This window comes from Saccharopolyspora cebuensis (genome assembly GCF_039542665.1).
GTDB classification, from domain to species: domain Bacteria; phylum Actinomycetota; class Actinomycetes; order Mycobacteriales; family Pseudonocardiaceae; genus Saccharopolyspora; species Saccharopolyspora cebuensis.
In genome coordinates, this window is record NZ_BAABII010000019.1 from 166,929 (window position 1) to 191,779 (window position 24,851).

Here is a 24,851-nt window from a genome sequence, read left to right on the forward strand (position 1 = left end):
TCGAGCAGGGGTGGCACCGCGCCGGTGCCACCCCTGCTCGGGAGCGAGGTCGCTCAGTCGACCTTCGGGTGATCCACGATGGCCGAGTTGTTGCAGTCGCTGGCCTGCGGCGACGCGATCGGGATGATGACGCCGATCGCGGCGGCGATGTTGTTGTCGCAGAGCTGGATCGGGATGGCGTTGACGTTGTTGTCGTCCAGCAGGTTGATGCCGTCGTTGCCGGCGGTGTCGGCCAACGCGGTCCCGCCGAAGGTCATGGCGCCGAGGGCGGCGACGCCGGCGACGCCGGCGACACGGGCTGCACTACGCATTTCGTACCTCTCGTCGAACTACGGTCCGGGAGCTCGCACCGTGCGGTGGTCTCCCCGAGAGCCGGGCAGGGACGTCGAGTCCCTGACGAGCTCCGTCCCTACTTCGGCGGGCAGCCCCGCCGAGCCTGAGAGGTACTCGCCTATCGTCACCCTTCCGGGGTGCCGTCTTCATCATTTCGACTTGATCTTCACCGTTGTCGGTGTGTCGCGCTGCTCCTTTCCGGTGCGCGTCGGTCCGGAACGCCGCTCGGAACCAATCCCCGCCCAGCCGCCACCCGGTCCGCGCGACGTGTCAGGATGGGGGTGTGACGAGGCCGGATCCACGCCAGAACGCAGCAATGTCCGCCGCGATGGCGGGCGCGGTCGACCTGTCGGGTCTGAAGAACCGCGCGGAGGCCGCCGGCAAGGCGGCGCCCGGGGGAACCGCACCCGCCGACGGTTCCACGGCGAGCGCGAGTCCCGCGGTCATCGACGTCACCGAGGCCGACTTCCAGTCCGAGGTCGTCGACCGGTCGATGCAGGTGCCGGTCGTGATCGACCTGTGGGCGACCTGGTGCGGCCCGTGCAAGCAGCTCTCCCCGGTGCTGGAGAAGCTCGCGGCCGAGGCCGGCGGCACCTGGGTGCTGGCCAAGATCGACGTCGACGCGAACCCGCGGATCGCCCAGCTCTTCCAGGTGCAGTCGGTGCCGATGGTGATCGCCGTGGCGGGCGGTCAGCCGGTGGACGCCTTCGCCGGGGTGCAGCCGGAGCCGCAGCTCCGGCAGTGGATCGACTCGCTGCTCGACGCGCTGCGGGACAAGCTGCCCGGCATCCGGGCCGCGGAGCAGGGCGGCGAGCAGGAGGCGCCCGCCGAGGAGCCCGAGGACCCGCGCTTCACGGCCGCCGAGGACGCCTTGGAGCGCGGTGACTTCGCCGCCGCCGAGGCCGCATACCAGGAGATCCTGGCCGCCGAGCCGGACAACGAACTGGCCAAGGCCGCGCTGGCCCAGGTCCGCTTCACCGCGCGCGCCGAGCAGGTCGACCCGGCCGCGGTGCAGCGCGCCGACGCGGCTCCCGACGATGTCGAGGCCCAGCTCGCCGCCTCCGACGCGGAGCTCGCCACCGGCGAGGTGGCGGCGGCGTTCGCCCGCCTGGTGCGCACCGTCGAGCGCACCGCGGGCGAGGACCGCGACCGGGTGCGGCGGCACCTGATCGACATGTTCGAGCTGTTCCCGGGTGGTGACGACCGGGTGCTGGCCGCGCGCCGGGCCTTGGCCAGCGCGCTGTTCTGAGCGCGCTGCCGCGTCCGGCCGCCGCTGCGGCGCCGTCCGCGCGATGCGGTCCAGCTCGTCCACCGTTCCTCCGTGGTCGGCGGCACCTGTCCGGGCGCCGCCGACCATGATCGGCGCGGCGGTGCCGCGCCACCAAGGGGGTGACCGGCGGATTCACCCGCCGGAGGACACCAGGTTCACCGGGTCCGGGTCGAGCAGTCGCGCGCGCAGCGCCGCGAGGTCGCCCGGGGTGAGGCCGCCCGCGCGCAACAGCTCGGCCGCGTCGAACCCGGCCAGCGCGGCGCGCAGCGACGCCTCGACGCTGGTGCCCCGGCCCGCGAGGAACTCCGCGAGCGGCGCCGAGTCGTCCGGCATCCCGAACCGGGCGGTGACGGCGGCCCGCGTCCGCTCGGTCTCCCGGTAGTCGGCGACGATGTCCGCCGCGCCCACCCCGGCGAAGGCCAGCAGCACCAGCACGACCAGCCCGGTGCGGTCCCGGCCGCCTGCGCAGTGCACCAGCACGCCGCCCGGTCGGGCGCGCGCCAGGACGCCGACCGCCTCGGCGATCGCCTCCGGGTGTTCCCGCAGGTAGGCGGGGTAGTACAGCGGGGTGCCGGACACCGGACCGCTCCAGCGCTGCTGGAAGGCGTCCCCGGCGCGCTCGTCGAGCGGGACCCGCACGGTCTCCAGCTCGGCGGGTCGGGGCGCCAGGTCGGGTCCGTCCTCGGGGGTCAGCGCGAGGACGGTGCGCACGCCGTGCGCCAGCAGCGCTTCCCAGCCCGCCGCGGTGAGGTGGTCGAGGGCTTCGGAGCGGACCACGGCACCGCGCCGGGTCCGGCCGCCGCCGGTGGTGGGCAGGCCGCCGAGGTCGCGTCCGTTGAGCAGGCCGTCCCAGTCGAGTCGTCGCGTCATGCCCGTTCGGACGTGCCGCGGCGCGGCGGGGTTGCCCGGTGGGGTTGCTCGGTACCGGCGGATTCCTCGGGAAGCGCGGGTCAGCGGTGGGAGATCAGCCGCCGTACTTGGTGGTGCAGGGCGAGATGCCCTCCTGGAAGCCGATCCGGAACGCCTCGACGCGGGCGAAGCCGGTGGGCACCTGGTCGCCGGAGAGGTCCGCGGCGATCAGGCTGTCCTCGCCGAGCAGCGCGGCCACGCCCTCGTCGACGTCGCCGGGGGCGACCCGCAGCGTGCCGACCGGGTTGCGCTGCCCGATCGGGTCCTCGATGAGCAGACCGCTCCAGGAGCCGACCAGGCACGCCGTGCGCAGGCCGGCCTGCTCGTCGTCCAGGGACAGCCCGGCGGCGTGCTGCACCGACAGCGCGTAGCGGGAGGCGACCTGGGCGTAGGCGGCGAAGTCGCCGTAGCCGGAGGACTCGGCGTTCGTCGTCGGCGGCTGGGCGATCCGCTGGAGCTCTGCCACGTCGAGCGACACGGTGTTGGTGTCCGGGCAGTAGGAGGCGGGCGACGTCGTGGGCACCCCGCCGCACGAGGTGCGCTCGGTGACGATCTCCGGCGGTTCGGCGCCGGTGTCCCGGAATACCGCCCGCAGGCTCTCCTCGACGGCGGCGAGGGTGGCGGCGTCGACGGGCAGGTCGCTGTCCTGCCCGTCCTTCCAGAACTGGAACTGGGTGGTGCGCTGCTTGACGTCGGCGACGTCCATCGCGGCGCAGCGCTTCGGGCCCTCGCTGAAGCCGTACTGGAAGGCGGTGACCCGGTCGAAGGCGCTGCCGTGCGCGTTGGCCCCGGTGAAGCCGCTGTCGCCCGGGGCGTCCCGGATGTAGTTGAGCACGCCCATCACCTGGTTGAGCCCCGGGCCGGTGGAGACCTCGAAGTGCTCGCTGGAGCCCTCGGCGACGTGCCGGAAGAACGCGCCGGTGAAGCAGTCCGCCTGCTGCTCCAGCACGATCACCGGGTCGTTGCCGGTCGCGGTGCCCGCGCGGTGCTGCACCGCGTGCCCCATCTCGTGCGCCAGCACCGCCACCACGGCCATCGGCCCGAAGCTGTTGTCGAGCATCGGCAGCAGCTCGGCGCGGTCCCACGCGATGACGTCCTCGGACGGGCAGTAGAACGCGTTGGCCAGCCCCGCGGTGCTCTCGCCGCAGAGCCGGATGCCGGCGCCGCCGGAGTCGTAGGAGGCCAGCCGCTTCACCGGCTGGAACTCGGTGCCGAAGGCGTCGGGGAAGACCTCCGCCCAGTACGCCGAGACGTCGGCGACCGCGTTGCGGGCGAGCCGGTCCATCTCGCCGCCGTCGCTGCCCTCCACCGGGAGTTCGGCGTCCGGGACGCCCGCGCGCGGCCCGGACGGGCCGTCGGTCACGGGCAGCCCGGCCACGTCGGTGGTGGAGTAGCTGCCGAAGGTGGTGGGGGTGCCGCTGATGGCCTGGGAGCACCCGCCGACGAGCGCGGCGCACGCGATCGCGGAGAGCACGGCGCTCGCGGTGCGGGCGCGCCTCCGCCGGGGTGTCGGAACCGGTGCCACTGAGGTGTCCCATCCTGGTCGGGGTGCTGCCGAGCGGCAAGCCTATCCGGTGATCTTCGGGCGGCGACCGGGATCGTCGAAAACCCGGGCGGCGGCCCGTCAGCGCGGCGGCAGGCAGGCCGGTGCGCCGCCGAGCACGCCCTCGCGCAGCGCGGTGACGCGCTCGGATCCGGTCAGCGCGGAGCGGCCCGCCGCGTCGGCGGAGACCCCGTCCACGACCAGCGCGGCTTCCACGGCCTCGTCCAGATCGGCGGGCGAGAGCGCCGGGTCCGACGCGGTGGCGGCGCCGGTGAGGCAGAGCACGGCCGTCCCCGCGGCCGGGCCGGTGGTCGGCCGTCCGAGGGAGCGCAGCGCGGTCAGCGCGTAGCGGGAGGCCAGCGCGGTCCCGGTCGCCCGGTCGCCGATGTCGTGGTCGACCTCGGCCAGCGCGGCCCGGTCCAGCAGCACGGTCGGCGGTTCGGCGCAGGCGGCCACCGGCCGCGGACGCGGGCAGCCCGGCGCGGTGCCGGAGCGCACCCGGGGGTCCGGCCAGGCGCCGCCCCGCTGCGCGACCACCTCGGCGAAGAAGGCGTCGAGCCGGGCGGTCCGCCCGGGATCGTCGAGCGGCTGCACCGGGTCGTCCGGGCCCGGTTCGGCGACCTCGGGCACCGCCAGCTCCGCGCAGTGCCCCGCCCCGCGGTCGAGGCCGTCCTGGAACGCCGAGATCCGGGCGAAGGCGGTGCCGTGCGTGGTGGTGCCCACCGGGTCGCGGAACACCAGCAGCGCGCGCAGCGCCCCGTCCACCGCGCCCGCGTCCAGCCGCAGGTGCTCGGAGCCGCCCGCGGCGACCCAGCCGAAGAACGCACCGGCGTAGCAGTCGGCCATCGCCTCCACCCGGATCGGGTAAGCGCCGCCGCCGACGTCCATCCCGGTGCGCTGCTGCACCGCGTGCCCGAGCTCGTGGGACAGCACCAGCAGCACGGCGGCGTCGCCGTAGTGCTCGCGGAGCACCGGCAGCAGCGCCGCGCGGTCCCACGCGATCGCGTCCACGGTCGCGCAGTAGTAGGCGTTGCCTTCGACGTCCTCCGCGTCGGCCGAGCACGGCGGGGGCGGCGCCGCGCCGTTCGGGTCGACCGAGAAGAAGCCGCCGTCGAGGTCGCGCCACGGCGCGCCGAACACGGCGGGGAACTCCGCGGCCCAGTACCGCTGGACCTCGGTGACGGCGGTCGCGGCGATCCGGTCGGTGTCACCGTGGTCGGTGCCGTGCACGAACGCCGGGTCGACGGTGTGCAGCACCACGTCGTCCGCCGGGGCGGTGCACCCGGTGAGCGCGGTGATCAGGGCCAAGGCCGCGAGCAGGGCCCGCCGCGCGGGGAACCCGGTCGCGCGCGGGCGGACCCGCGGCGCCCGGCTGCCGCCGCGCCGGGGAACCGCTGGAGCGCGTTCGAAGGCTGGCACCGGTCCAGCCTCCCACCGCCGGGTGCCGGGCGGCGCGCCGCCACCCGCCCCCGGGATAGGGTCCGCTCCCGTGAGAGCCGTCCACCGCTTCACCGTTCGAGCACACCTGCCCGAGCCGCTCAGCGCGCTCGGCACCCTGGCCACCAACCTCCGCTGGACCTGGCACCCGCCCACCCAGGACCTGTTCGCGGCGGTGGACCCGGAGGTGTGGGCGCGGGTCGGCGGCGATCCGCTGCGGCTGCTCGACGAGGTGCCCGCGGAGCGGTTGAGGCTGCTGGCCGAGGACAAGGAGTTCCTGGCGCGCTGCCGCGCCGTCGACGACGACCTGCGGCGCTACCTGACGGTGCCGCGCTGGTACCAGCAGCGCCAGGACGAGGGGGCCGGGCTGCCCGCGTCGATCGCCTACTTCTCGATGGAGTTCGGGCTCACCGAGGCGATGCCGAACTACTCCGGCGGGCTGGGCGTGCTCGCCGGGGACCACCTCAAGTCCGCCTCGGACCTCGGGGTGCCGATGCTCGGGGTCGGGCTGCTGTACCGCTCCGGCTACTTCCGGCAGGCGCTGTCGGCCGAGGGGTGGCAGCTCGAGCGGTACCCGGTGCTCGACCCCCGCGGGCTGCCGCTGGAACCGCTGTGCGGCGAGGGCGGCGCGCCGGTGCTGATCCGGGTGGCGATGCCCGCCGAGCGCACGCTGCACGCGCGGATCTGGAAGGCGCAGGTCGGGCGGGTGCCGCTGCTGCTGCTCGACACGGACCTGCCGGACAACGACGACGACCTGCGCGGCACCACCGACCGGCTCTACGGCGGTGACGCCGAGCACCGCATCCGGCAGCAGATCCTCGCCGGGATCGGCGGCGTCCGCGCGGTCCGCGCCTACTGCGACCTCACCGGGCACCCGCATCCGGAGGTCTTCCACACCAACGAGGGGCACGCCGGGTTCCTCGGGCTGGAGCGGCTGCGCGAGCTGCAGGACGATCCGGGGTTGGAGTTCGACCAGGCGATGGCCGCGGTCCGCGCCGGGACCGTCTACACCACGCACACGCCGGTGCCCGCGGGCATCGACCGGTTCCCGGTGGACCTGGTGCGGCACTACTTCGGCGACGGCTCCCGCCGCGGCCTGCTGCCCGGGGTGCCGACGAACCGGGTGCTGGCGCTGGGCGCGGAGGACAACCTCGGCATGTTCAACATGGCGCACATGGGGCTGCGGCTGGCCCAGCGCGCCAACGGGGTGTCGAAGCTGCACGGGAAGGTCATCCGCACCATGTTCGCCGGGCTGTGGCCGGGTTTCGGCGAGGCGGAGGTGCCGATCAGCTCGGTCACCAACGGGGTGCACGGCCCGTCCTGGTCGGCGCGCGAACTCGGCAAGCTGCTCGGCGAGTCCGAGATGGACAGCGGCGCCGGGCTGCGCGGCATCGAACCGGTCAGCGATTCGCTGCTGTGGGAGCTGCGCTGCTCGCTGCGCCAGCGGCTCGTGGACGAGGTGCGGCGCCGGTTGCGCGAGGCGTGGCTGGAACGCGGCGCCTCCGACCTCGAACTCGGTTGGTGCGACGCGGTGTTCGACCCGGACGTGCTCACCATCGGCTTCGCCCGCCGGGTGCCGACCTACAAGCGGCTGACCCTGATGCTGCGGGACACCGAGCGGTTGCGCGGACTGCTGCTCGACCAGCGGCGGCCGGTGCAGATCGTGGTCGCCGGCAAGTCGCACCCGGCCGACGAGGGCGGCAAGGCGATGATCCAGAAGATCGTCGAGTTCGCCGACCGCGCCGACGTGCGGCACCGGATCGTCTACCTGCCCAGCTACGACATGGCGCTGGCGAAGTACCTGGTGACCGGGTGCGACGTGTGGCTGAACACGCCGGTGCGCCCGCTGGAGGCGTGCGGGACCTCGGGGATGAAGGCGGCGCTCAACGGCGTGCTGAACCTGTCGGTCCGGGACGGCTGGTGGGACGAGATGTTCGACGGCGACAACGGCTGGGCGATCCCGAACGCGCGCGGCGTCACCGACCCGAACCGGCGCGACGACCTGGAGGCCGGCGGGCTCTACGAGCTGATCAGCGACCAGGTGGCGCCGATGTTCTACGAGCGCGACACCGATGGCGTGCCGGGCAAGTGGATGTCGATGGTCCGGCACACGCTGGCCACCCTCGGACCCCGGGTGCAGGCCTCGCGCATGGTGCGGGAGTACGTCGACGACCACTACACCCCGGCCGCGAACTCGGCGCGCGCCGTGGCCGCCGACGGTTTCCGGGGCGCGAAGGAGGTCGCCCGGTACCGGGAGCGGCTGCACGCCTCCTGGACCTGGGTGCGGGTCGGTACCACCGGGATGTCGGTGCCCGGCGGCGGCGCGCCGCTGCTCGGCGGCGACGTGGTGGTGCACGCGGAGGTCGACCTGGCCGGGCTCGACGAATCCGATGTGGACGTCGAGGTGGTGGTCGGCCGCGTCGACGACTCCGACGAGCTGCACGACTTCGTCACCCGCTCGATGCACCCGGTCGGCGGCGGCCGGTACGAGGCGGAGGTGACCCTCCCGCACGCCGGACCGGCCGGCTACACCGTGCGGGTGCTGCCCACCCACCCGCTGCTGTCCGGCCCGGCGGAACTCGGCAAGGTCGTCCTCGCGGGCTGACCCGGCGAGCGCCGGTCGGGTCGACGCGGCCGGTGCGTCAGGCGACGTGGAGCCGTTGGTGGGTTTCGACGACGCGGGGCCACCACGGGGCGAGGTCTTCCGCGCGGGCCAGGGCAGCGCGGGCGGCGGCGTTGTCCTGCTTGGCCATGTGCGCCCGGGCCAGCGTCGCGAAGTCGTCGGCGCGGGACAGCGGCGAGGTGTTGTGCTCGGCGCCGATCGCCGCGAGCCGGGCGGCCTCGTCCGGTTCGCCTTCGAGCAGCGCCAGCAGCCCCTTGGTGCCGCTGAGCTGGAATTCGGGGTAGCCGAGCCGGATCGCGTCGTCCAGCGCCTTCTTCGCCAGCGGCAGCAGGTCGTCGGGCGGGAGCTGTTCGGCTTCCACCGCGGCGAAGCCCAGTCCCGCCATCCCGGCCAGCAGGTAGGACATCTCGCGCGGTCCGGCGTCCCGGCCGGACAGGTGGTCGAGCAGCAGCAGGCAGGCCTGCGCGTACTCCCCGCAGGCCTCGTGCAGGCTGACGCGGCAGGACACCGTGGCGTTGAGGTCGGGGTGCTGCCGCACCAGCTCGTCGACGTGGGCCCGCGACCCGTCGACGTCGCCCGCGCGCAGCGCCTCGTAGGCGCGGGCGGCCATCGGTGCCGCGCGGAACTCGTCGCGCTCGGGCCGCGGCATCCGGGGCAGGCCGAACAGGAGCCACCCGGTCGAGGTCGCCATCGGAGCCCGGCGAGGCCAGAGCTTGTACAGCATCAGCGGGGTCGCCGCCAGCGCCGCGCCCCGGCCGAACGGCAGCTCCGCGAGCGTCCACGCGCCCACCGCGGCGGCGATCCCGGCCAGCGCCGACACGAGCCCGGCCAGCCAGCAGCGCAGCACCACCGGGGAACGCCACGGACCGATCTCGGCGCTGAGGGTCACCGGAAGCGCCCGGACGGTGATCGTCACCCGGCCCGCCTGCCAGGACGCCACCCGGCGCATCGCGCCGAACACCACGTGCCGGACCCGCAGGCCGAACAGCGCCGAGCCGAGCAGCAGACCGAGCTGCGTCGCGATCGGCAGCGCGATCACGCCGACGAGCGCACCGAGCAACCCGAGCGCCACCCCGGAACCCCCGGTGCCGAGCGTTGCTTCGACGGCGGTCACGACGACCGCACCGATCACGGCCGCCACGAACCACGGGCGGGACAGCAGGTTCTGCGCGCGCACGGGACGAACCTACGGGACCACCGGGGCCCGGTGGGCCCGCTTCGGCGAACCCACCGCGTCCCGGCTGCGGCACCAGCCCCGGAGCCGCCCGGACCCCCGGAGCCGCCCGGACCCCTGGAGCCCGCCTGGGCAGCAGGGCGGAGCCGGTCGGGGGACGGCGCGCGCAGTGCTCGTCAGGGCGGGTGGTGCACCGGCAGCCCCGCCGACTTCCACGCCCGGAAGCCGCCGGCCAGGTCGGTGGCGCGGGTCAGCCCGAGGTCCTGCGCCTGCGCCGCGGCGAGGCTGGACGCGTAGCCCTCGTTGCAGACGAGGACGACGGGCAGTTCGGTGCGCAGTCCCGCGAGGCGGTGCGGACCGCCGGGATCCAGCCGCCACTCCAGCACGAGCCGCTCGACGGTCAGCGCACCGGGGATCTCGCCGTCGGCCAGCCGGTCGGACTGCGGCCTGATGTCGACGATCAGGCCGCCGTCGCGTTGCGCGGCGAACGCTTGCTGCGGGGTGAGCCGCTCGAGCTGCTCGCGCGCGGCGGCGAGCAGGCGGTCGATCCCGAACGGTCCGGCGGAAGGGCTCAGCCCCCGGCGCACGGCGTTCTCCGGTGCCAGATCGGTCGGTGTCGGATCGACCGGGTCCGAGCGGGCGGGTTCGCGCGGAGCGGGGTGGTCGCCGGTGGTCGTCATCGCGTCCCCTCGGAGTCGTGCGGCGAGGCGACGTCGGCCGCACCGGTGGCGTCCACTGCGGACAGGTCCGCGTAGCGGCGCACCGGCCGCAGCGGCGGGGAGTAGGCGTGCACGCCGGCCGCGTTGACCGAGGACGTGTTGACGATCTGGTGGGCCCGGTCGCCGCCGAAGCCGATCGCGGTGCCGAGTTCGCGATCCGCGGTGCGGACCGGGCCGTGCGGGTGGCGGTAGTGCTCGCGGAGTTCGCCGAAGAGCACGGCGAAGGAACCGGCGGCGCCGCCGTGGTCGTGCGGTCGGGTGCGCTGGCCCGGTGCCCAGGACAGCAACCAGAGTTCCACGCCCCGGGTGAGACCGAGCTTGACCCACCACCGCCGGTCGTCGTGGATCTCCACCACGTCGAGCAGCGGACCCGCGAATTCGGCGATCACCCGGGCGGTCAGGTCCCGGAGCTCGCGCGGGGTCCAGCGGAGGTGCTCGGGGCGGAGCAGGTCGTGCGGGAACGCCCGTTCCACGCCGGGGTGCAGGTGGGCTGCGCCGGGTGCGGGCAGGTCGTCGGTGGGGACGTTGTCGAGCGGGGCGGGAACCCCGAGCGGAGCGGGGCCGGTGGGGATGTCCTGCTGCGGCAGCGCGTTCATCGGATCTCCGGGAGTGCGTCGCGAGGGCGTGCGGGCGGCGCGGCAGCAGCGCTCCACGAGCAGGAGCGGTGAGCGGTGGACGCCGCCGCGCGGGCGCGCCCCGAGCGGGGCGCGCGGACGTTCGCCTCAGCGACAGGCGGAGGTGACGACCCGGAACAGGTCGGTCACGCGATCGCGGGTGAGCAACGAATCGGCCACGCCGCCGAGAGTGGCACGTCGACAGCCCCGGTACCAGCAGGAGCACCGCCGTCCCGGCATCTGGACCACCCGCGACGCCATGATCACCCGCGCGGGGGAAGCGCAGGGTCCTCCCCGGCGCAGCGCAGCCAGGCGGGGACGGAACAATGACTCCCCGGAGGGGACCTGCCGGACACCTGCGGCGGTCCGGACGGAGACGAACCGGGCGCGCGTCGCCGCGGGCGCCGCGGTCAGTCACGGCTGGGAGGTAGACGTGGACGACCTCGTCATCCGCATGGATGGCGTCGGGGTCCGGCGGGGCAAGACCGCGCTGGTCGCTGACGTGAATTGGTCTGTCGAGCTCGATGAGCGCTGGGTCGTCCTGGGCCCCAACGGCGCGGGCAAGACGACCCTGATGAAGCTCGCCAGCACCGAGATGCACCCCAGCGACGGGGTCGTGGAGGTGCTCGGTGAACGCCTCGGCAAGACCAACGTCTTCGAACTGCGCCCGCGCATCGGGTTGAGCTCGGCGGCGCTGACCAACCGGATCCCCGCCGACGAGGCCGTGCGCGACGTGGTGGTCAGCGCCGGGTACGCCGTCCTCGGCCGGTGGTCCGAGGAGTACGAGGAGATGGACACCGAGCGCGCCGAGGAGCTGCTGGACCTGCTCGGCGTCGCGCACCTGGCCGAACGCCCGTTCGGCACCCTGTCCGAGGGCGAGCGCAAGCGCACCACCATCGCGCGCGCCCTGATGACCGACCCGGAACTGCTGCTGCTCGACGAGCCCGCCGCCGGGCTCGACCTGGGCGGCCGCGAAGACCTGGTGGCGCGGCTGTCGGCGTTGGCGCTGGACCCCGACGCCCCGGCCTCGGTGCTGGTGACGCACCACGTGGAGGAGATCCCGCCCGGGTTCACCCACGCGCTGCTGCTGCGCGGCGGCACGGTCGTCGCCCAGGGCCTGCTCGACGACGTCCTCACCGAGGGCAACCTCTCCGCCACCTTCGGTCAGGACCTGGAGCTCCAGCGCAGCGGTGACCGGTTCTTCGCTCGTCGGCGCGGCTGACCGCCCGCCCCGGACCTCGCCGTGCTCGTCGGCGCGGACGACCGGCGGCCGGGCGCGGCCGCACCGGGGAGCGCGGGCGGCGGGGTGAGCTCCGGGCCCGCTCGCGGGCGGTGCCGGAACCGGGCCCTGCGCGATAGCCTGCCCGTCGAGGTGGCTGTTCGACGAGGAGGTTGCTGCGTGGGCGAGTTCGTCAAGCTCGAAGTGGACGGTGCTGTCGGGACGATCCGGTTGGACCGGCCCCCGATGAACGCGCTGAACCGGCAGATCGAGCAGGAGCTGCACGAGGTCGCGATCGAAGCGTCCCGGAGCGAGGACGTCCGCGCCGTCATCGTCTACGGCGGGGAGAAGGTCTTCGCGGCGGGCGCGGACATCAAGGAAATGGCGGACATGTCCTACGCCGACATGGCGACCAAGGAGCAGCACGGGCTGTCCGCCGCGATGAGCGCCGTCGCCGCCATCCCGAAGCCGACGGTGGCGGCCCTCACCGGCTACGCCCTCGGCGGCGGGTTCGAGCTCGCCCTGGCGTGCGATCGCCGGGTCGCGGGGGACAACGTCAAGGTCGGGCAGCCCGAGATCCTGCTCGGCACGATCCCGGGAGCGGGCGGCACGCAGCGGCTGGCGCGGCTGATCGGGCCGAGCAAGGCCAAGGACATCATCTACACCGGTCGGTTCGTGGCCGCCGAGGAGGCGCTGTCCTGCGGCATGGTCGACGAGATCGTGCCGAAGGACGAGGTGTACGCGGCGGCCCGGCGCTGGGCGGAGCAGTTCACCGGGGGTGCGGCCCGGGCGCTGGCGGCGGCCAAGGCGGCCATCGACGGCGGCCTGGACGTCGATCTGGACAGCGGGCTGAAGCTGGAGACGCACCTGTTCGCCGGCACCTTCGCCACCGAGGACCAGGGCATCGGGATGCGGTCCTTCGTCGAGAACGGACCGGGCAAGGCCGAATTCACCGGTCGGTGAACCGGCGGGCCGCCGCGCCCGTCGGCGCCTCCGGGAGTGGTCCGGGTCACCGCTGCTCCCGGAGGTGGGCCCGCTCGCTGTGAGCGGTGCGAAAACCGGAAGCGCCACGCGCGGGTGCTTCTCTATGCTGGAAGCGGTATGGGTACCCCCGCTGCGACTTCTCCGCTCGTCGACCTGCGCGATCGCTTGCCCCGGCTGATGCTGCACGACCAGCGTCGGCTGCGTCGGCGCATCGAGGGCGCCCGCAAGATCCGCGATCCCGAGGCGGTCCGCTCGGTCGCCGCCGAGATCGCCACCGATGTCCAAGCCGCCGAACACCGCGTCGAGCAGCGCGAGGCGGCGGTGCCGGAACTCCGCTACCCGGAGTCGCTGCCGGTCAGCCAGCGCCGGGAGGACCTGCTGGCGGCGATCCGGGACAACCAGGTCGTGATCGTCGCGGGCGAGACCGGCTCGGGCAAGACCACCCAGCTCCCGAAGATGTGCCTGGAGCTGGGCCGCGGCGTCCAGGGCATGATCGGCCACACCCAGCCGAGGCGGCTCGCGGCCCGCACCGTGGCCGAACGGGTCGCCGAGGAGCTCGACACCGAGCTGGGCACCGCGATCGGCTACCAGGTGCGGTTCACCGAGCGCGCCGGCGAGGACACCCTGGTCAAGCTGATGACCGACGGCATCCTGCTCGCCGAGATCCAGCGCGACCGGATGTTGCGCCGCTACGACACCCTGATCATCGACGAGGCGCACGAGCGCAGCCTCAACATCGACTTCCTGCTCGGCTACCTCAAGCAGCTGCTGCCGCGCCGCCCCGACCTCAAGGTGATCATCACCTCGGCCACCATCGACCCCGAGCGGTTCTCCCGGCACTTCGACGACGCCCCGGTCGTCGAGGTGTCCGGTCGCACCTACCCGGTGGAGGTCCGCTACCGGCCGCTGGTCGACGACTCCGACGAGGCCGAGGACGTCGTGCGCGACCAGACGCAGGCGATCTGCGAGGCGGTCGACGAGCTGGCCGCGGAGGGGCCCGGGGACGTCCTGGTGTTCCTGAGCGGCGAACGGGAGATCCGGGACACCGCGGAGGCGCTCGAGCGGCAGGGCCGGCCGGGCACCGAGGTGCTGCCGCTGTACGCGCGGCTCTCCGCCGCCGAGCAGCACCGGGTGTTCCGGCCGCACGCGGGACGGCGGATCGTGCTCGCCACCAACGTGGCCGAGACCTCGCTGACGGTGCCGGGGATCAAGTACGTGATCGACCCGGGGACCGCCCGCATCTCCCGGTACAGCTTCCGCACCAAGGTGCAGCGGCTGCCCATCGAACCGATCTCGCAGGCTTCGGCGAACCAGCGCAAGGGGCGGTGCGGTCGCGTCTCGGAGGGCATCTGCGTCCGGCTGTACTCCGAGGAGGACTTCCTCGCGCGCCCGGAGTTCACCGACCCGGAGATCCTGCGGACCAACCTCGCCTCGGTGATCCTGCAGATGACCTCGCTCGGGCTCGGCGAGATCGAGTCGTTCCCGTTCGTCGAGCCGCCGGACCGCCGCCAGATCACCGACGGGCTCAACCTGCTGCACGAGCTGGGTGCGCTGGACCGCACCAAGAAGGACCTGACCAAGCAGATCACGGCGGTCGGCCGGAAGCTGTCGCAGCTGCCGATCGATCCCCGGCTGGCCCGGATGGTGCTGGAAGCCGAGCGCAACGAGTGCGTGCGCGAATTGCTGGTGCTCACCGCGGCGCTGTCCATCCAGGACCCGCGGGAGCGGCCCGCGGAGAAGAAGGAGGCCGCCGACCAGCAGCACGCGCGCTTCGCCGACAAGGAGTCGGACTTCACCGCCTACCTGAACCTGTGGACGTACCTGCGGGAGCAGCAGCGGGAGCTGTCCAGCAACCAGTTCCGCCGGCTGTGCCGCAACGAGTACCTCAACCACCTCCGGGTGCGGGAGTGGCAGGACCTCTACGCCCAGCTCCGCCAGCTGGTCAAGGGCATGGGGCTGTCGCTCAACGACGAGCCCGCCGACAGCGCGCGGGTGCACCAGTCGCTGCTGGCCGGGCTGCTCTCGCACGTCGGACTCAAGGACGCGGAGAAGAAGGCCGGGCCGCAGGGCAGGGGCGCGACCGAGTTCCAGGGCGCGCGCAACGCGCGGTTCGCGATCTTCCCCGGTTCGGCGCTGTTCAAGAAGCCGCCGCGCTGGGTGATGGCCGCCGAGCTGGTCGAGACGTCCCGGCTGTGGGCGCGGATCGCGGCCCGGATCGAACCCGAGTGGGTGGAGCGGCAGGCGCAGCACCTGGTCAAGCGCAGCTACAGCGAACCCCACTGGGAGAAGGACCGCGCGTCGGTGGTGGCCTACGAGAAGGTCACCCTCTACGGCATCCCGCTGGTCGCCTCGCGCAAGGTGCAGTACGGGCGGATCGATCCGGAGCTGTCCCGCGAGCTGTTCATCCGGCACGCGCTGGTGGAGGGCGACTGGGAGACCCGGCACGCCTTTTTCCGGGAGAACCGGGCGCTGCTCGAGGAGGTCGAGGACCTCGAGCAGCGGGCCCGCCGCCGGGACATCCTGGTCGACGACGAGACCTTGTTCGACTTCTACGACCGGCGGGTGGGGGCGGAGGTCGTCTCCGGGCGGCACTTCGACACGTGGTGGAAGCAGGTCCGCGAGGAGCAACCGGATCTGCTCAACTTCGAGAAGTCGATGCTCATCAACGAGTCGTCGGCGGCGGTCAGCGACCAGGACTACCCGGACACCTGGCAGGTCGGGGCGCACCGGCTGCCGCTGACCTACCAGTTCGAACCCGGGGCCGACGCCGACGGCGTCACGGTGCACATCCCGGTGGCCGTGCTGAACCAGGTGGACGGTGCCGGCTTCGACTGGTTGATCCCCGGGCTGCGCGAGGAACTGGTGACCGCGCTGCTGAAGTCGTTGCCCAAGCAGCTCCGGCGCAACTTCGTGCCCGCCCCGGACTACGCCCGCGCGGTGCTGGCCCGCACCGCGCCGTCCCGGGGGCCCCTGGTGGACGCGGTGCGCGACCAGCTCCGGGCGATGACCGGAGTGGTGGTGCCGCCCGGCGAGCTGTCCCTCGACCGGCTGCCGGACCACCTGCGCATGACCTTCCGGGTGGTCGACGGGAAGGGACGCTCGCTCGGCGAGTCCAAGGACCTGGAGTCGTTGCGCGAGCGGCTGCGGCCGCGGTTGCGGGCCGAGATCTCCGCCGCCGCGGACGACGTCGAGCGCAGCGGTCTGCGCTCCTGGGACTTCGACCGGCTCCCGGGCACCTTCGAGCAGTCCCGCGGCGGTCACGCCGTCAAGGCCTTCCCCGCGCTGGTCGACGAGGGCGACAGCGTCGGGGTGCGGGTGTTCGACACCGCCGACGAGCAGCGCCAGGCCCTGTGGCGGGGCACCCGCCGCATGCTGCTGCTCAACCTGCCCTCGCCGGTGAAGTCGCTGCAGCGGGGCCTGAGCGGGACCAGCCGGCTGCTGCTGGGCAGCAGCCCGCACGGTGACCTGACCGCGGTGCTGGAGGACTGCGCGAGCTGCGCGGTGGACCGGCTGATCGCCGACCACGGCGGGCCCGCCTGGGACCGGTCCGGCTACGCCGAGCTGGAGGCGTTCGTGCGGGCGCGGCTGGGCAGCGCCACCGCAGGCATCGTCTCCGTCGTGGAGAAGGTGCTGACCGCCGACCAGCAGGTGCGCGCGCGGTTGGCCGACCGGCCTGCCGGGGCTCCGGCCGAGTCGATCGCCGACATCGAGGACCAGCTCGCCGGTCTGCTGCACCCCGGGTTCATCACCGGCACCGGGTGGCGGCGGTTGTCCGATGTGGTCCGCTACCTGCGCGGGGTCGAGCAGCGCCTGGACAAGCTGGTGCACCACCCGCAGCGCGACCTGGAATGGATGGCGCAGGTGCACGAGGTCGAGGACCGCTACCGCGCGCTGCTGGACGAGGTGCCGTCGGGACGCCTGCCGAGCGAGGCGCTGCTCGCCGTCGGGTGGATGATCGAGGAACTGCGGGTGAGCCTGTTCGCGCAGACGGTGGGCACGGCGCACCCGGTATCGCCCAAGCGCATCCACCGCGCGATGGACAAGGCCGCCGGGGGCGCCTGACACCGGCGGTCGTCTCCGCGGCCGCCGCGGTGGTGGTTGCGGGGGCCGGAGCCGCCGCGCCTCCTCCCGCGGCGGTGCGCCGACCGGGTGGGGACGCGGTGCGGTGGTGCTGGACGGGGTTCGGGGGCGCGAATCCACGGTGTCTCCTCGGGACGGGAGCATCCCGACGCCGGTCGCCTCGGTGCCGCGGGGAACGGCGACGGGCGTGCCGGGGGCACCGCGCATTCCGGCGGAAAGCGCGGTCGTGTTCGTCGGGGTGCGTCGTGGCGGTGCCGGAATTCGTTGGCACCGCGCGGATCGGTTCGGGAGCGACCAGCACGGTCCGATGTGGACCGCTGCGGAACGCTCAACACCGAGTATCCGGACTCGAACACCTGTTTGTCATCACTCGGTGGAGTGGATCGCTCCGGCGAACCGGCGCCCGCGCTCGGCGCCGGAGACCGGGACGCCGGGATCGGCGCACCGGGATCAGCGGGCCGATGATCAGCGCACCGGCGGATCAGGGCACCGGCGACACCGTGACGCCGAGCGCGCCCGGCCCGGCGTGGGCGCCCAGGACCGCGCTGGTCTCGGCCAGGGTGGCCCGCCGCACCTGGGGGATCCGGGACCGCAGCTCGTCGAGCACCTGCTGGGCCCGCTCGGCGGATTCGAAGTGCTCGACGCCGATGTCCACGGGGGCGCCGCCCGCCTTCCGCGCCGCCCCGGCCACGGCCTTCTTCAGCGCGCGCTCCGGGCCGATCCCGGTGGTGTGCTGGCCGATGATGCCGTCCTCGAGCGCCAGCACGGGCTTGATCGACAAGGTCTGCCCGAACCAGGCGCGGGCCCGGCCGATCCGCCCGCCGCGCTGCAGGTACTCCAGGGTGTCCACGTAGAGGAGCTGCATCGTGCTGCGCAGCCGCAGGTCCAGCACGTTCATCACGCCCTGGGCGGTCGCGCCCCCCGCGGCGGCCTCGGCGGCGGCGATCACCGGGTAGCCGAGCCCGAGCCCGACCAGGCGGGAGTCCACCACGTACACCGGGATGCCGACCTCGGCGGCCGCGGCGCGGGCGGATTCGCAGGTGCGGGAGAGCCCTTCGGAGATGTGGATGGACAGGATCGCCTCGGCGCCCGCCGCGGCCGCGTCCTGGTAGTTCCAGAAGAACGCGGGCGCCGGGGGCTCGGCGGTCGTGACCGGGACGTCGGCGCGCATCGCGTCGGCGACGTCCCGGTGCGGCACCCGGCGCTCGTCGTTCTGCTCGTCGCCGACTGCCAGCTCGAGCTGGACGACGGCGATGCCCAGCCGCTCGGCGACCTCCGGCGGGATGGAGGCCGTCGAGTCGGTGACGATGGCGACGCGTTGGCTCATGCGCTCCAGGCTACTCATGGGTAAAGCATTTCCGGGCCTGCTGCGGCGAGCTGCCCGTTCGGCCGCCCCTGGGGCGGAATCGTGAGTACCGTCACCCGTCGTCGCAGGTTGCGTGGCTGCTACCGGCAAGTAACATCCAGGGTGGTTGCCATCACTGTGCTTGCGGTGTGGTGACATGGCAAGGTCAACCTTTCCCGGGACCGCGTTCCGGGCGCAGCAACCGCAGCGACACCGTCGTCAGTCCGCAGGAGGTCGAAGAGGGCCCATGAACATCGTCGTCCTGGTCAAGCAGGTGCCTGACACGTATTCCGAGCGGAAGCTCACGGACGCGGACCACACGCTGGACCGCGAATCCGCGGACGCGGTGCTCGACGAGATCAACGAGCGCGCGGTGGAAGAGGCGCTGCAGCTCACCGAGGCCCACGGCGGCGAGGTCACGGCCGTCTGCATGGGTCCGGACCGGGCGACCGACGCGATCCGCAAGGCGCTGTCGATGGGCGCGCACAAGGCGGTGCACCTGTCCGACGAGGCGTTGCACGGCACCGACGCCCCCGCGACCGCGCGGGCGCTGGCGAAGGTGATCGGCGCCCAGGAGTCCGTCGACCTGGTGGTCGCGGGCAACGAGGCCACCGACGGCCGCAGCGGCGCCGTCCCGGCGATGATCGCGGAGGCCCTGGGCTGGCCGCAGCTCACCTTCGCCCGCAAGGTCGAGGTGGACGGCAGCACGGTGCGCATCACCCGGGAGACCGACGCGGGCCTGGTCGACGTCGAGGCGTCCACCCCCGCGGTCGTGTCCGTCACCGAGAAGATCAACGAGCCCCGGTACCCGTCCTTCAAGGGCATCATGGCCGCCAAGAAGAAGCCCGTCTCGGTGCTGACCCTGGCCGACGCCGGGATCGACGCCTCGGAGGTCGGGCTGGCCAACGCCGCCTCGCAGGTGGTGGAGTCGGCGCCGAAGCCGCCGAAGCAGGCCGGGCAGAAGGTCACCGACGAGGGCACCGGCGGTTCGCAGATCGCCGAGTACCTGGTCGGCCAGAAGTTGATCTGAAGTCGTTCACGAGCATTCGAGGAGGCGTAGAGATGTCTGAGGTCCTGGTCCTCGTCGACCACGTGGACGGCGAAGCCAAGAAGGTCAGCTACGAGCTGCTGACGGCGGCGAAGCGGCTCGGCGAGCCCGCCGCGGTGGTCGTCGGCGAGCCCGGCACCGCCGAGAAGCTGAGCTCGGCGCTGGGCGGCCACGGGGCGGCGAAGGTGTACGCCGCCGAATCCGCCGAGGCCGGTTCCTACCTGGTCACCCCGCAGGTCGACGTGCTCGCGGAGCTGGTCGGCAAGGTCTCGCCCGCGGCGGTGCTGATCCCGGCGTCCACCGACGGCAAGGAGATCGCCGGCCGGCTCGCGATCCGGCTGGGCTCCGGTCTGCTGTCGGAGGTCGTGGACGTCGACGCCGAGGGCGTGGCCGCGCACTCGCTGTTCGGCGGCTCCTACACGGCCAAGGCGAAGGTGGCCACCGGCACGCCGGTGATCACCGTGCTGCCCGGCTCGGTGGAGCCCGAGGAAGCCGCCGGTGCCGGTGCCGTCGAGCAGGTCGCGGTGCCCGCCCAGGACGCCGCGAAGGCCGCGCGGATCACCGGTCGGCAGCCGGTGGAGGCCGGTGACCGGCCCGAGCTGACCGAGGCCGGCGTGGTCGTCTCCGGTGGTCGCGGCGTCGGTTCGGCGGAGTCCTTCGAGGTCGTCGAGAAGCTGGCGGACTCGCTGGGCGGTGCCGTCGGGGCCTCCCGCGCCGCGGTGGACTCCGGTTTCTACCCGCACCAGTTCCAGGTCGGCCAGACCGGCAAGACGGTGTCCCCGCAGCTCTACATCGCGCTGGGCATCTCGGGTGCGATCCAGCACCGCGCCGGGATGCAGACGTCCAAGACGATCGTCGCGGTGAACAAGGACGCGGAGGCGCCGATCTTCGAGATCGCCGACTACGGCGTCGTCGGCGACCTGTTCCAGGTGGCCCCGCAGCTCACCGAGGAGATCGGCAAGCGCAAGGGCTGAACGACCCGCCCGCGGTGGGCGGTCCGCACCAGTGCGGGCCGCCCACCGCTGCGTTCGGGGGCGGGTCTCAGCGGGCCTCGTCGCGGCCCCGGCAGGCGAGCCGGTCGGCCCGCTCGTTCTCGACGTGCCCGCTGTGCCCCTTGACCCACTGCCACTGGATGTCGCCGTGCCGGGCGCATTCGGCTTCGAGCCGCTGCCACAGCTCGGCGTTCTTCACGGGCTGCTTGGCGGCGGTGCGCCAGCCGTTGCGCTTCCAGCCCGGCAGCCACTTGGTGATCCCGTTGAGCACGTAGCTGCTGTCGCTGTGGACCCGCACGGCGGGCACCGGCCGGGTCAGCGCCGCGAGCCCCTCGATGACCGCCGTCAGCTCCATCTTGTTGTTGGTGGTGGCGGCGTCGCTGCCGTGCAGCTCGCGCTCGTGCGTCCCGTAGCGCAGCACGACGCCCCAGCCGCCCGGGCCGGGGTTGCCGCTGCACGCGCCGTCGGTGTAGATCTCGACGATGGCTCGGTCCTCGGTGCTCACCCGGGCAATCTAGGCGATACCGCGCGGAGTTCTCCCGGCCGGGCGCGAGCGCTCGGTGCGTCGCGCGCGGTTCACCGGATGTTCGGCCCCAGGGCCCGTCTTCGGCCTACCGGCGGTTCTCCGCCCGGCGGTACACCTGCGTCATGTCGCCAGACGCTGCACTCGCCGCCGTGACAAGCCCGGCGGCCTCCCGGTATTCGATGGTCGTCACCCGCGACCCGCTCGACGTGCTCGCCGCCCAGCGGTTGCGCGCGCAGGTCCTCGGCGCCGAGTGGGGAGTGCCCCTCGGCGCGTTCGACCAGGACCGGTTCGACGACCACTGCGACCACCTCCTCGTCCGCGACGACCTCAGCGGTGCGGTCGTCGGCACCTACCGCCTGCTGCCCCCGCAGCGGTCGGCGGCGGGGCTGTACTCGGCGGAGGAGTTCGACCTCACCGCGCTCGACCCGCTGCGCCCCGGCCTGGTGGAGGCGGGCCGCTCCTGCGTGCACCCGGACCACCGCAACGGCGCGGTCGTCGGCCTGGTGTGGTCGGGGATCGCGCGCTACCTCGACGAACACGGGCACCGGTGGCTCGCCGGGTGCGCCTCGGTGCCGCTGGACGACGGCGGGGCGCTGGCCGCGCGGGTCTGGGACGCGGTGTCGCGCAGGCACTACGCCCCGCCGCGCCACCGGGTCCACCCGCACCGCGAATTCCGCCCGGGGCCGACCACCGCGCGCGGCCCGCTGCCGCCGCTGCTGCGCGGGTACCTGCGGCTCGGCGCGCAGGTCTGCGGCAGGCCGGCGCACGACGAGGAGTTCGGGGTGGCGGACTTCTTCGTGCTGCTGGACTTCGCCGCGGTCGACCACCGCTACCTGCGCTACTGGGGCGTGGCCGGATGACCGGTCCGTGGTCGCCGGTGTCGCCGTGCGGACCGACCTGCCTGCCGGACCGGGACCGGGAGGTCCCCACCGCCCTGGTGCTGCTGCGGCTGGCGGTCCTGATCGGGTTGCTGCCGCTGGGAGTGCTGCTGGCGCTGCTGCCCGCGGGGCTGCGGAGGTGGTGGTCACCGCGGTGGTTCCGCGCCGTGCTGCGCGCGGTCGGCGTCCGGTGGGTGGTGCGCGGGACCCCGCCGGAGCGCGGGGAGCTGGTGGTGGCCCACCACGTGTCCTGGCTGGACGTGGTGCTGCTGCAGGCGGTCGGGCCGCTGCGCATGGTCGCCAAGGCCGAGCTCCGGGACTGGCCGCTGCTGGGCGGGGTGGCGCACCGCTTCGGCGTGCTGTTCCTGCACCGGGACCGGTTGCGGGCGCTGCCGGGCGCGGTCGCCGAGGTGTCCGGTGCGCTGCGCTCCGGCGCGGTGGTGGGGGCGTTCCCGGAGGGGACGACGTGGTGCGGCCGGTCGGCGGGTCGGTTCCGGCCGGCGCTGTTCCAGGCCGCCCTCGACGCCGGTGCCCCGGTGCGCCCGGTGGCGCTGCGCTACCTGGCGGCCGGGGCGCCGACCACGGCGGTGGCGTTCGTCGGGGAGGCGTCCCTGCTGAGCTCGGTGCTCGGGGTGGCGCGCTGTTCCGGGCTGGTCGCGGAGGTGGCGTTCCGGCCGCCGTGCCGGGCGGACGACCGTCGCGGGCTCGCCCGGTCGGCCCAGGAGTCGGCCCAGGGATCGGCGCTGCCGGTGTGACCTGCCTCGCCGGGGGTGCTGAGCTGGGTACTCGGCTCGGCGGCGGGTGGGGCTGCATTACCCTGGACGTGCGATGACTTATCTTGACCACGCCGCCACGACCCCGATGCGGCCCGCGGCGGTCGACGCGATGAGCGAGGCGCTGGCCCGGCTGGGCAACGCCTCGTCCCTGCACACCTCGGGGCGGCGGGCCCGCCGCGCGGTCGAGGAATCGCGCGAGGACCTGGCCGACGCGCTGGGCGCCCGACCCTCCGAGGTGCTGTTCACCGCGGGGGGGACGGAGAGCGACAACCTGGCGGTGAAGGGCATCTTCTGGGCGCGGCGCGCGGCCGATCCGGCGCGGCGCCGGATCCTCGCCTCGGCGGTGGAGCACCACGCGGTGCTCGACGCGGTGGAGTGGCTGGTCGAGCACGAGGGCGCCGAGGTGACGTGGCTGCCCGCCGACGCCCACGGCCGGGTGCGGGCCGAGGTGCTGGCCGAGGCGCTGGCCGCGCACCCCGCCGACGTGGCCCTGGTGACCTGCATGTGGGCCAACAACGAGGTCGGCACCGTCAACGCGATCAGCGAGCTGGCCGGGATCGCCGAGGAGCACGGGGTTCCGCTGCACACCGACGCGGTGCAGGCGGTGGAGTCGCTGCCGGTGGACTTCGCGGCCTCCGGGGTGTCCGCGCTGACGATGACCGGGCACAAGGTCGGCGGCCCCTACGGCGCCGGGGTGCTGCTGCTGGCCCGCGACGTGCCGTGCGCCCCGCTGCTGCACGGCGGCGGCCAGGAGCGGGAGGTCCGCTCCGGCACCCTCGACGTGCCCGGTGTGCTCGGGCTGGCGCGGGCGGTGCGCGAGGCCGTCGAGGCCCGGGAGGCGCACGCCCCGCAGCTCGCCGCGCTCCGCGACGAACTGGTCCGCGGTGTGCTCGCCGAGGTGCCCGACGCGGTGCTCAACGGCGACCCGGGGACCGGCCGCGTCGGCGCCGGACCGTCGCGGTTGCCGGGCAACGCGCACTTCACCTTCCCGGGGTGCGAGGGCGACAGCCTGCTGATGCTGCTGGACGCCAACGGGATCGAGTGCTCCACCGGTTCGGCCTGCACGGCGGGCGTCGCCGAACCGAGCCACGTGCTGCTGTCGATGGGAGCCGAGCCGGAGGCCGCGCGCGGATCGCTGCGGTTCTCCCTGGGGCACACCTCGACCGCGGCGGATGTCCGAGCGCTGACCGGGGCCATCGGCCCGGTGGTGCGACGAGCGCGCGACGCCGGCCTGGCCGGGTCGCGCCGGTCTTCGGCGTCCGCGGGCGCCAGGGAGGTGTGAGGCGTGCGAGTGCTGGCCGCGATGAGCGGTGGGGTGGACTCGGCGGTCGCCGCGGCCCGCGCGGTGGCGGCCGGGCACGAGGTCGTCGGCGTGCACCTGGCGCTGTCGGCCAAGCCGGGGACGCTGCGCACGGGCGCGCGGGGCTGCTGCACCGTGGAGGACTCGCGGGACGCGCGGCGGGCGGCGGACCTGCTCGGCATCCCGTTCTACGTGTGGGACTTCGCCGAGCGGTTCACCGAGGAGGTCATCGACACCTTCGTCGGTGAGTACGCGGCGGGCCGCACCCCGAACCCGTGCCTGACCTGCAACGAGAAGATCAAGTTCGAAGCGTTGCTGGACAAGGCGATCGCGCTGGGCTTCGACGCGGTGTGCACCGGCCACTACGCGCGGCTGGAGCTGGTCGACGGGGTGCCGGAGCTGCGCCGCAGCCGGGACGCCGACAAGGACCAGTCCTACGTGCTGGCCTCGCTGACCGCCGAGCAGCTCCGGCACTCGATGTTCCCGCTCGGCGACTCGCTGAAGTCCGAGGTGCGCGAGGAGGCGGGGCGCCGCGACCTGGCGGTCGCCGAGAAGCCGGACAGCCACGACATCTGCTTCATCCCCGACGGCGACACCCGCTCCTTCCTGGAGGACCGGCTCGGCAGGTCCCCGGGCAAGCTGGTCGACGCCGAGAGCGGCGCGGTGCTCGGCGAGCACGCCGGGGTGCACGGTTTCACCGTGGGCCAGCGCAAGGGACTGGGCATCGACGCCCCCGCCCCCGACGGCAGGCCGCGCTACGTGCTGTCGCTGGAGCCGGTGTCCGGCACGGTGGCGGTCGGCTCGGCCGAGCACCTGGCGGTCACCGAGGTCGACGCCCGCCGCCCGATCTGGCCGGGCCGTCCGTTGGACGGGCCGACCGAGTGCGTGGTGCAGGTCCGGGCGCACGGCGGGCTCGCGGACGCGGTCGCCGAGGCCGACGACGACGGCATCCGGGTGCAGCTCCGCCAGCCGCTGCGCGGGGTGGCGCCGGGGCAGGCGATCGTGCTGTACCGGCCGGAGGAGCGCGGCGACCTGGTGCTGGGCAGCGGGCTGATCTCCGCGACGCGCTGACCGGGGGCCA

The 24,851-nt window shown here is 73.9% G+C and carries 20 protein-coding genes; 11 read left to right on the forward strand and 9 right to left on the reverse strand.

The annotated features are described in order from the left end of the window. Positions 1–53: 53 nt before the first annotated feature. Positions 54–311 (reverse strand): hypothetical protein, encoded by a 258-nt coding sequence (locus ABD976_RS26025; RefSeq protein WP_345367704.1) that lies wholly within the window; start codon positions 309–311, stop codon positions 54–56. A 338-nt stretch (positions 312–649) separates the two neighbouring features. Here ABD976_RS26025 and ABD976_RS26030 point away from each other — a divergent pair, with 338 nt between their 5' ends. After that, on the forward strand, positions 650–1,582 hold the full coding sequence (locus tag ABD976_RS26030) for a tetratricopeptide repeat protein (protein WP_345367705.1): 933 nt from the start codon (positions 650–652) through the stop codon (positions 1,580–1,582). A 153-nt stretch (positions 1,583–1,735) separates the two neighbouring features. Here the strand turns inward: ABD976_RS26030 and ABD976_RS26035 are convergent, their stop codons facing one another. From ABD976_RS26035 to ABD976_RS26045, 3 genes are all read right to left on the reverse strand, one after another. Further along, positions 1,736–2,473: a tyrosine-protein phosphatase gene (locus tag ABD976_RS26035; RefSeq protein WP_345367706.1), complete on the reverse strand. Its 738-nt coding sequence runs from the start codon at positions 2,471–2,473 to the stop codon at positions 1,736–1,738. 94 nt (positions 2,474–2,567) lie between these two features. After that, entirely contained in the window at positions 2,568–3,986 is a 1,419-nt protein-coding gene (locus ABD976_RS26040) for a neutral zinc metallopeptidase (RefSeq protein WP_345367707.1), read from the reverse strand. 150 nt (positions 3,987–4,136) lie between these two features. Then, positions 4,137–5,474, reverse strand: a complete 1,338-nt coding sequence (locus tag ABD976_RS26045; protein WP_345367708.1) for a neutral zinc metallopeptidase — start codon at positions 5,472–5,474, stop codon at positions 4,137–4,139. Between the two features lie 70 nt (positions 5,475–5,544). Between ABD976_RS26045 and glgP the strand changes: the two genes are divergently transcribed. Then, positions 5,545–8,097, forward strand: a complete 2,553-nt coding sequence (glgP, locus tag ABD976_RS26050) for an alpha-glucan family phosphorylase (protein WP_345367709.1) — start codon at positions 5,545–5,547, stop codon at positions 8,095–8,097. Positions 8,098–8,134: 37 nt separating this feature from the next. On the opposite strand, the gene ABD976_RS26055 is transcribed toward glgP, so the two are convergent. The 3 genes from ABD976_RS26055 to ABD976_RS26065 all read right to left on the reverse strand — a co-directional run bounded on the left by ABD976_RS26055 (position 8,135) and on the right by ABD976_RS26065 (position 10,604). Then, positions 8,135–9,292 carry a hypothetical protein gene (locus tag ABD976_RS26055; protein WP_345367710.1) on the reverse strand — a complete coding sequence of 386 codons (1,158 nt, stop codon included), beginning with the start codon at positions 9,290–9,292 and terminating at the stop codon, positions 8,135–8,137. Positions 9,293–9,465: 173 nt separating this feature from the next. Further along, entirely contained in the window at positions 9,466–9,864 is a 399-nt protein-coding gene (locus ABD976_RS26060; RefSeq protein ID WP_345367828.1) for a rhodanese-like domain-containing protein, read from the reverse strand. A gap of 101 nt (positions 9,865–9,965) precedes the next feature. After that, positions 9,966–10,604: a cysteine dioxygenase gene (locus tag ABD976_RS26065; RefSeq protein ID WP_345367711.1), complete on the reverse strand. Its 639-nt coding sequence runs from the start codon at positions 10,602–10,604 to the stop codon at positions 9,966–9,968. Positions 10,605–11,076: 472 nt separating this feature from the next. Between ABD976_RS26065 and ABD976_RS26070 the strand changes: the two genes are divergently transcribed. The 3 genes from ABD976_RS26070 to hrpA all read left to right on the forward strand — a co-directional run bounded on the left by ABD976_RS26070 (position 11,077) and on the right by hrpA (position 16,887). Beyond that, complete coding sequence (locus tag ABD976_RS26070; RefSeq protein ID WP_345367829.1) at positions 11,077–11,844, forward strand: ABC transporter ATP-binding protein; 768 nt, start codon at positions 11,077–11,079, stop codon at positions 11,842–11,844. Between the two features lie 177 nt (positions 11,845–12,021). Beyond that, positions 12,022–12,804 carry an enoyl-CoA hydratase/isomerase family protein gene (locus ABD976_RS26075; protein ID WP_345367712.1) on the forward strand — a complete coding sequence of 261 codons (783 nt, stop codon included), beginning with the start codon at positions 12,022–12,024 and terminating at the stop codon, positions 12,802–12,804. A gap of 198 nt (positions 12,805–13,002) precedes the next feature. Next, positions 13,003–16,887, forward strand: a complete 3,885-nt coding sequence (gene hrpA, locus ABD976_RS26080; RefSeq protein WP_425570126.1) for an ATP-dependent RNA helicase HrpA — start codon at positions 13,003–13,005, stop codon at positions 16,885–16,887. Positions 16,888–17,386: 499 nt separating this feature from the next. On the opposite strand, the gene ABD976_RS26085 is transcribed toward hrpA, so the two are convergent. Further along, complete coding sequence (locus ABD976_RS26085; RefSeq protein WP_345367714.1) at positions 17,387–18,232, reverse strand: DegV family protein; 846 nt, start codon at positions 18,230–18,232, stop codon at positions 17,387–17,389. Between the two features lie 265 nt (positions 18,233–18,497). Here ABD976_RS26085 and ABD976_RS26090 point away from each other — a divergent pair, with 265 nt between their 5' ends. Both ABD976_RS26090 and ABD976_RS26095 read left to right on the forward strand, forming a co-directional pair. Further along, a complete protein-coding gene (locus ABD976_RS26090; RefSeq protein ID WP_345367715.1) occupies positions 18,498–19,280 on the forward strand; it encodes an electron transfer flavoprotein subunit beta/FixA family protein in 783 nt (260 codons plus the stop codon). Between the two features lie 32 nt (positions 19,281–19,312). Next, positions 19,313–20,272, forward strand: coding sequence for an electron transfer flavoprotein subunit alpha/FixB family protein (locus ABD976_RS26095; protein WP_345367716.1), 960 nt, complete (start codon positions 19,313–19,315; stop codon positions 20,270–20,272). Positions 20,273–20,339: 67 nt separating this feature from the next. Here ABD976_RS26095 and rnhA read toward each other — a convergent pair whose 3' ends face one another. Continuing rightward, a complete protein-coding gene (gene rnhA / locus ABD976_RS26100; RefSeq protein WP_345367717.1) occupies positions 20,340–20,795 on the reverse strand; it encodes a ribonuclease HI in 456 nt (151 codons plus the stop codon). 143 nt (positions 20,796–20,938) lie between these two features. Here rnhA and ABD976_RS26105 point away from each other — a divergent pair, with 143 nt between their 5' ends. From ABD976_RS26105 to mnmA, 4 genes are all read left to right on the forward strand, one after another. Next, the gene (locus tag ABD976_RS26105; RefSeq protein WP_345367718.1) at positions 20,939–21,676 is read left to right on the forward strand and encodes a GNAT family N-acetyltransferase; all 738 of its coding nucleotides are present in this window, start codon (positions 20,939–20,941) and stop codon (positions 21,674–21,676) included. Continuing rightward, positions 21,673–22,449: a lysophospholipid acyltransferase family protein gene (locus tag ABD976_RS26110; RefSeq protein WP_345367719.1), complete on the forward strand. Its 777-nt coding sequence runs from the start codon at positions 21,673–21,675 to the stop codon at positions 22,447–22,449. Before ABD976_RS26105 ends, ABD976_RS26110 begins: the two co-directional genes overlap by 4 nt. Positions 22,450–22,522: 73 nt before the next feature. After that, positions 22,523–23,752 (forward strand): cysteine desulfurase family protein, encoded by a 1,230-nt coding sequence (locus tag ABD976_RS26115; protein WP_345367720.1) that lies wholly within the window; start codon positions 22,523–22,525, stop codon positions 23,750–23,752. Between the two features lie 3 nt (positions 23,753–23,755). Beyond that, positions 23,756–24,841 carry a tRNA 2-thiouridine(34) synthase MnmA gene (mnmA, locus tag ABD976_RS26120; RefSeq protein WP_345367721.1) on the forward strand — a complete coding sequence of 362 codons (1,086 nt, stop codon included), beginning with the start codon at positions 23,756–23,758 and terminating at the stop codon, positions 24,839–24,841. Positions 24,842–24,851 lie beyond the last annotated feature (10 nt).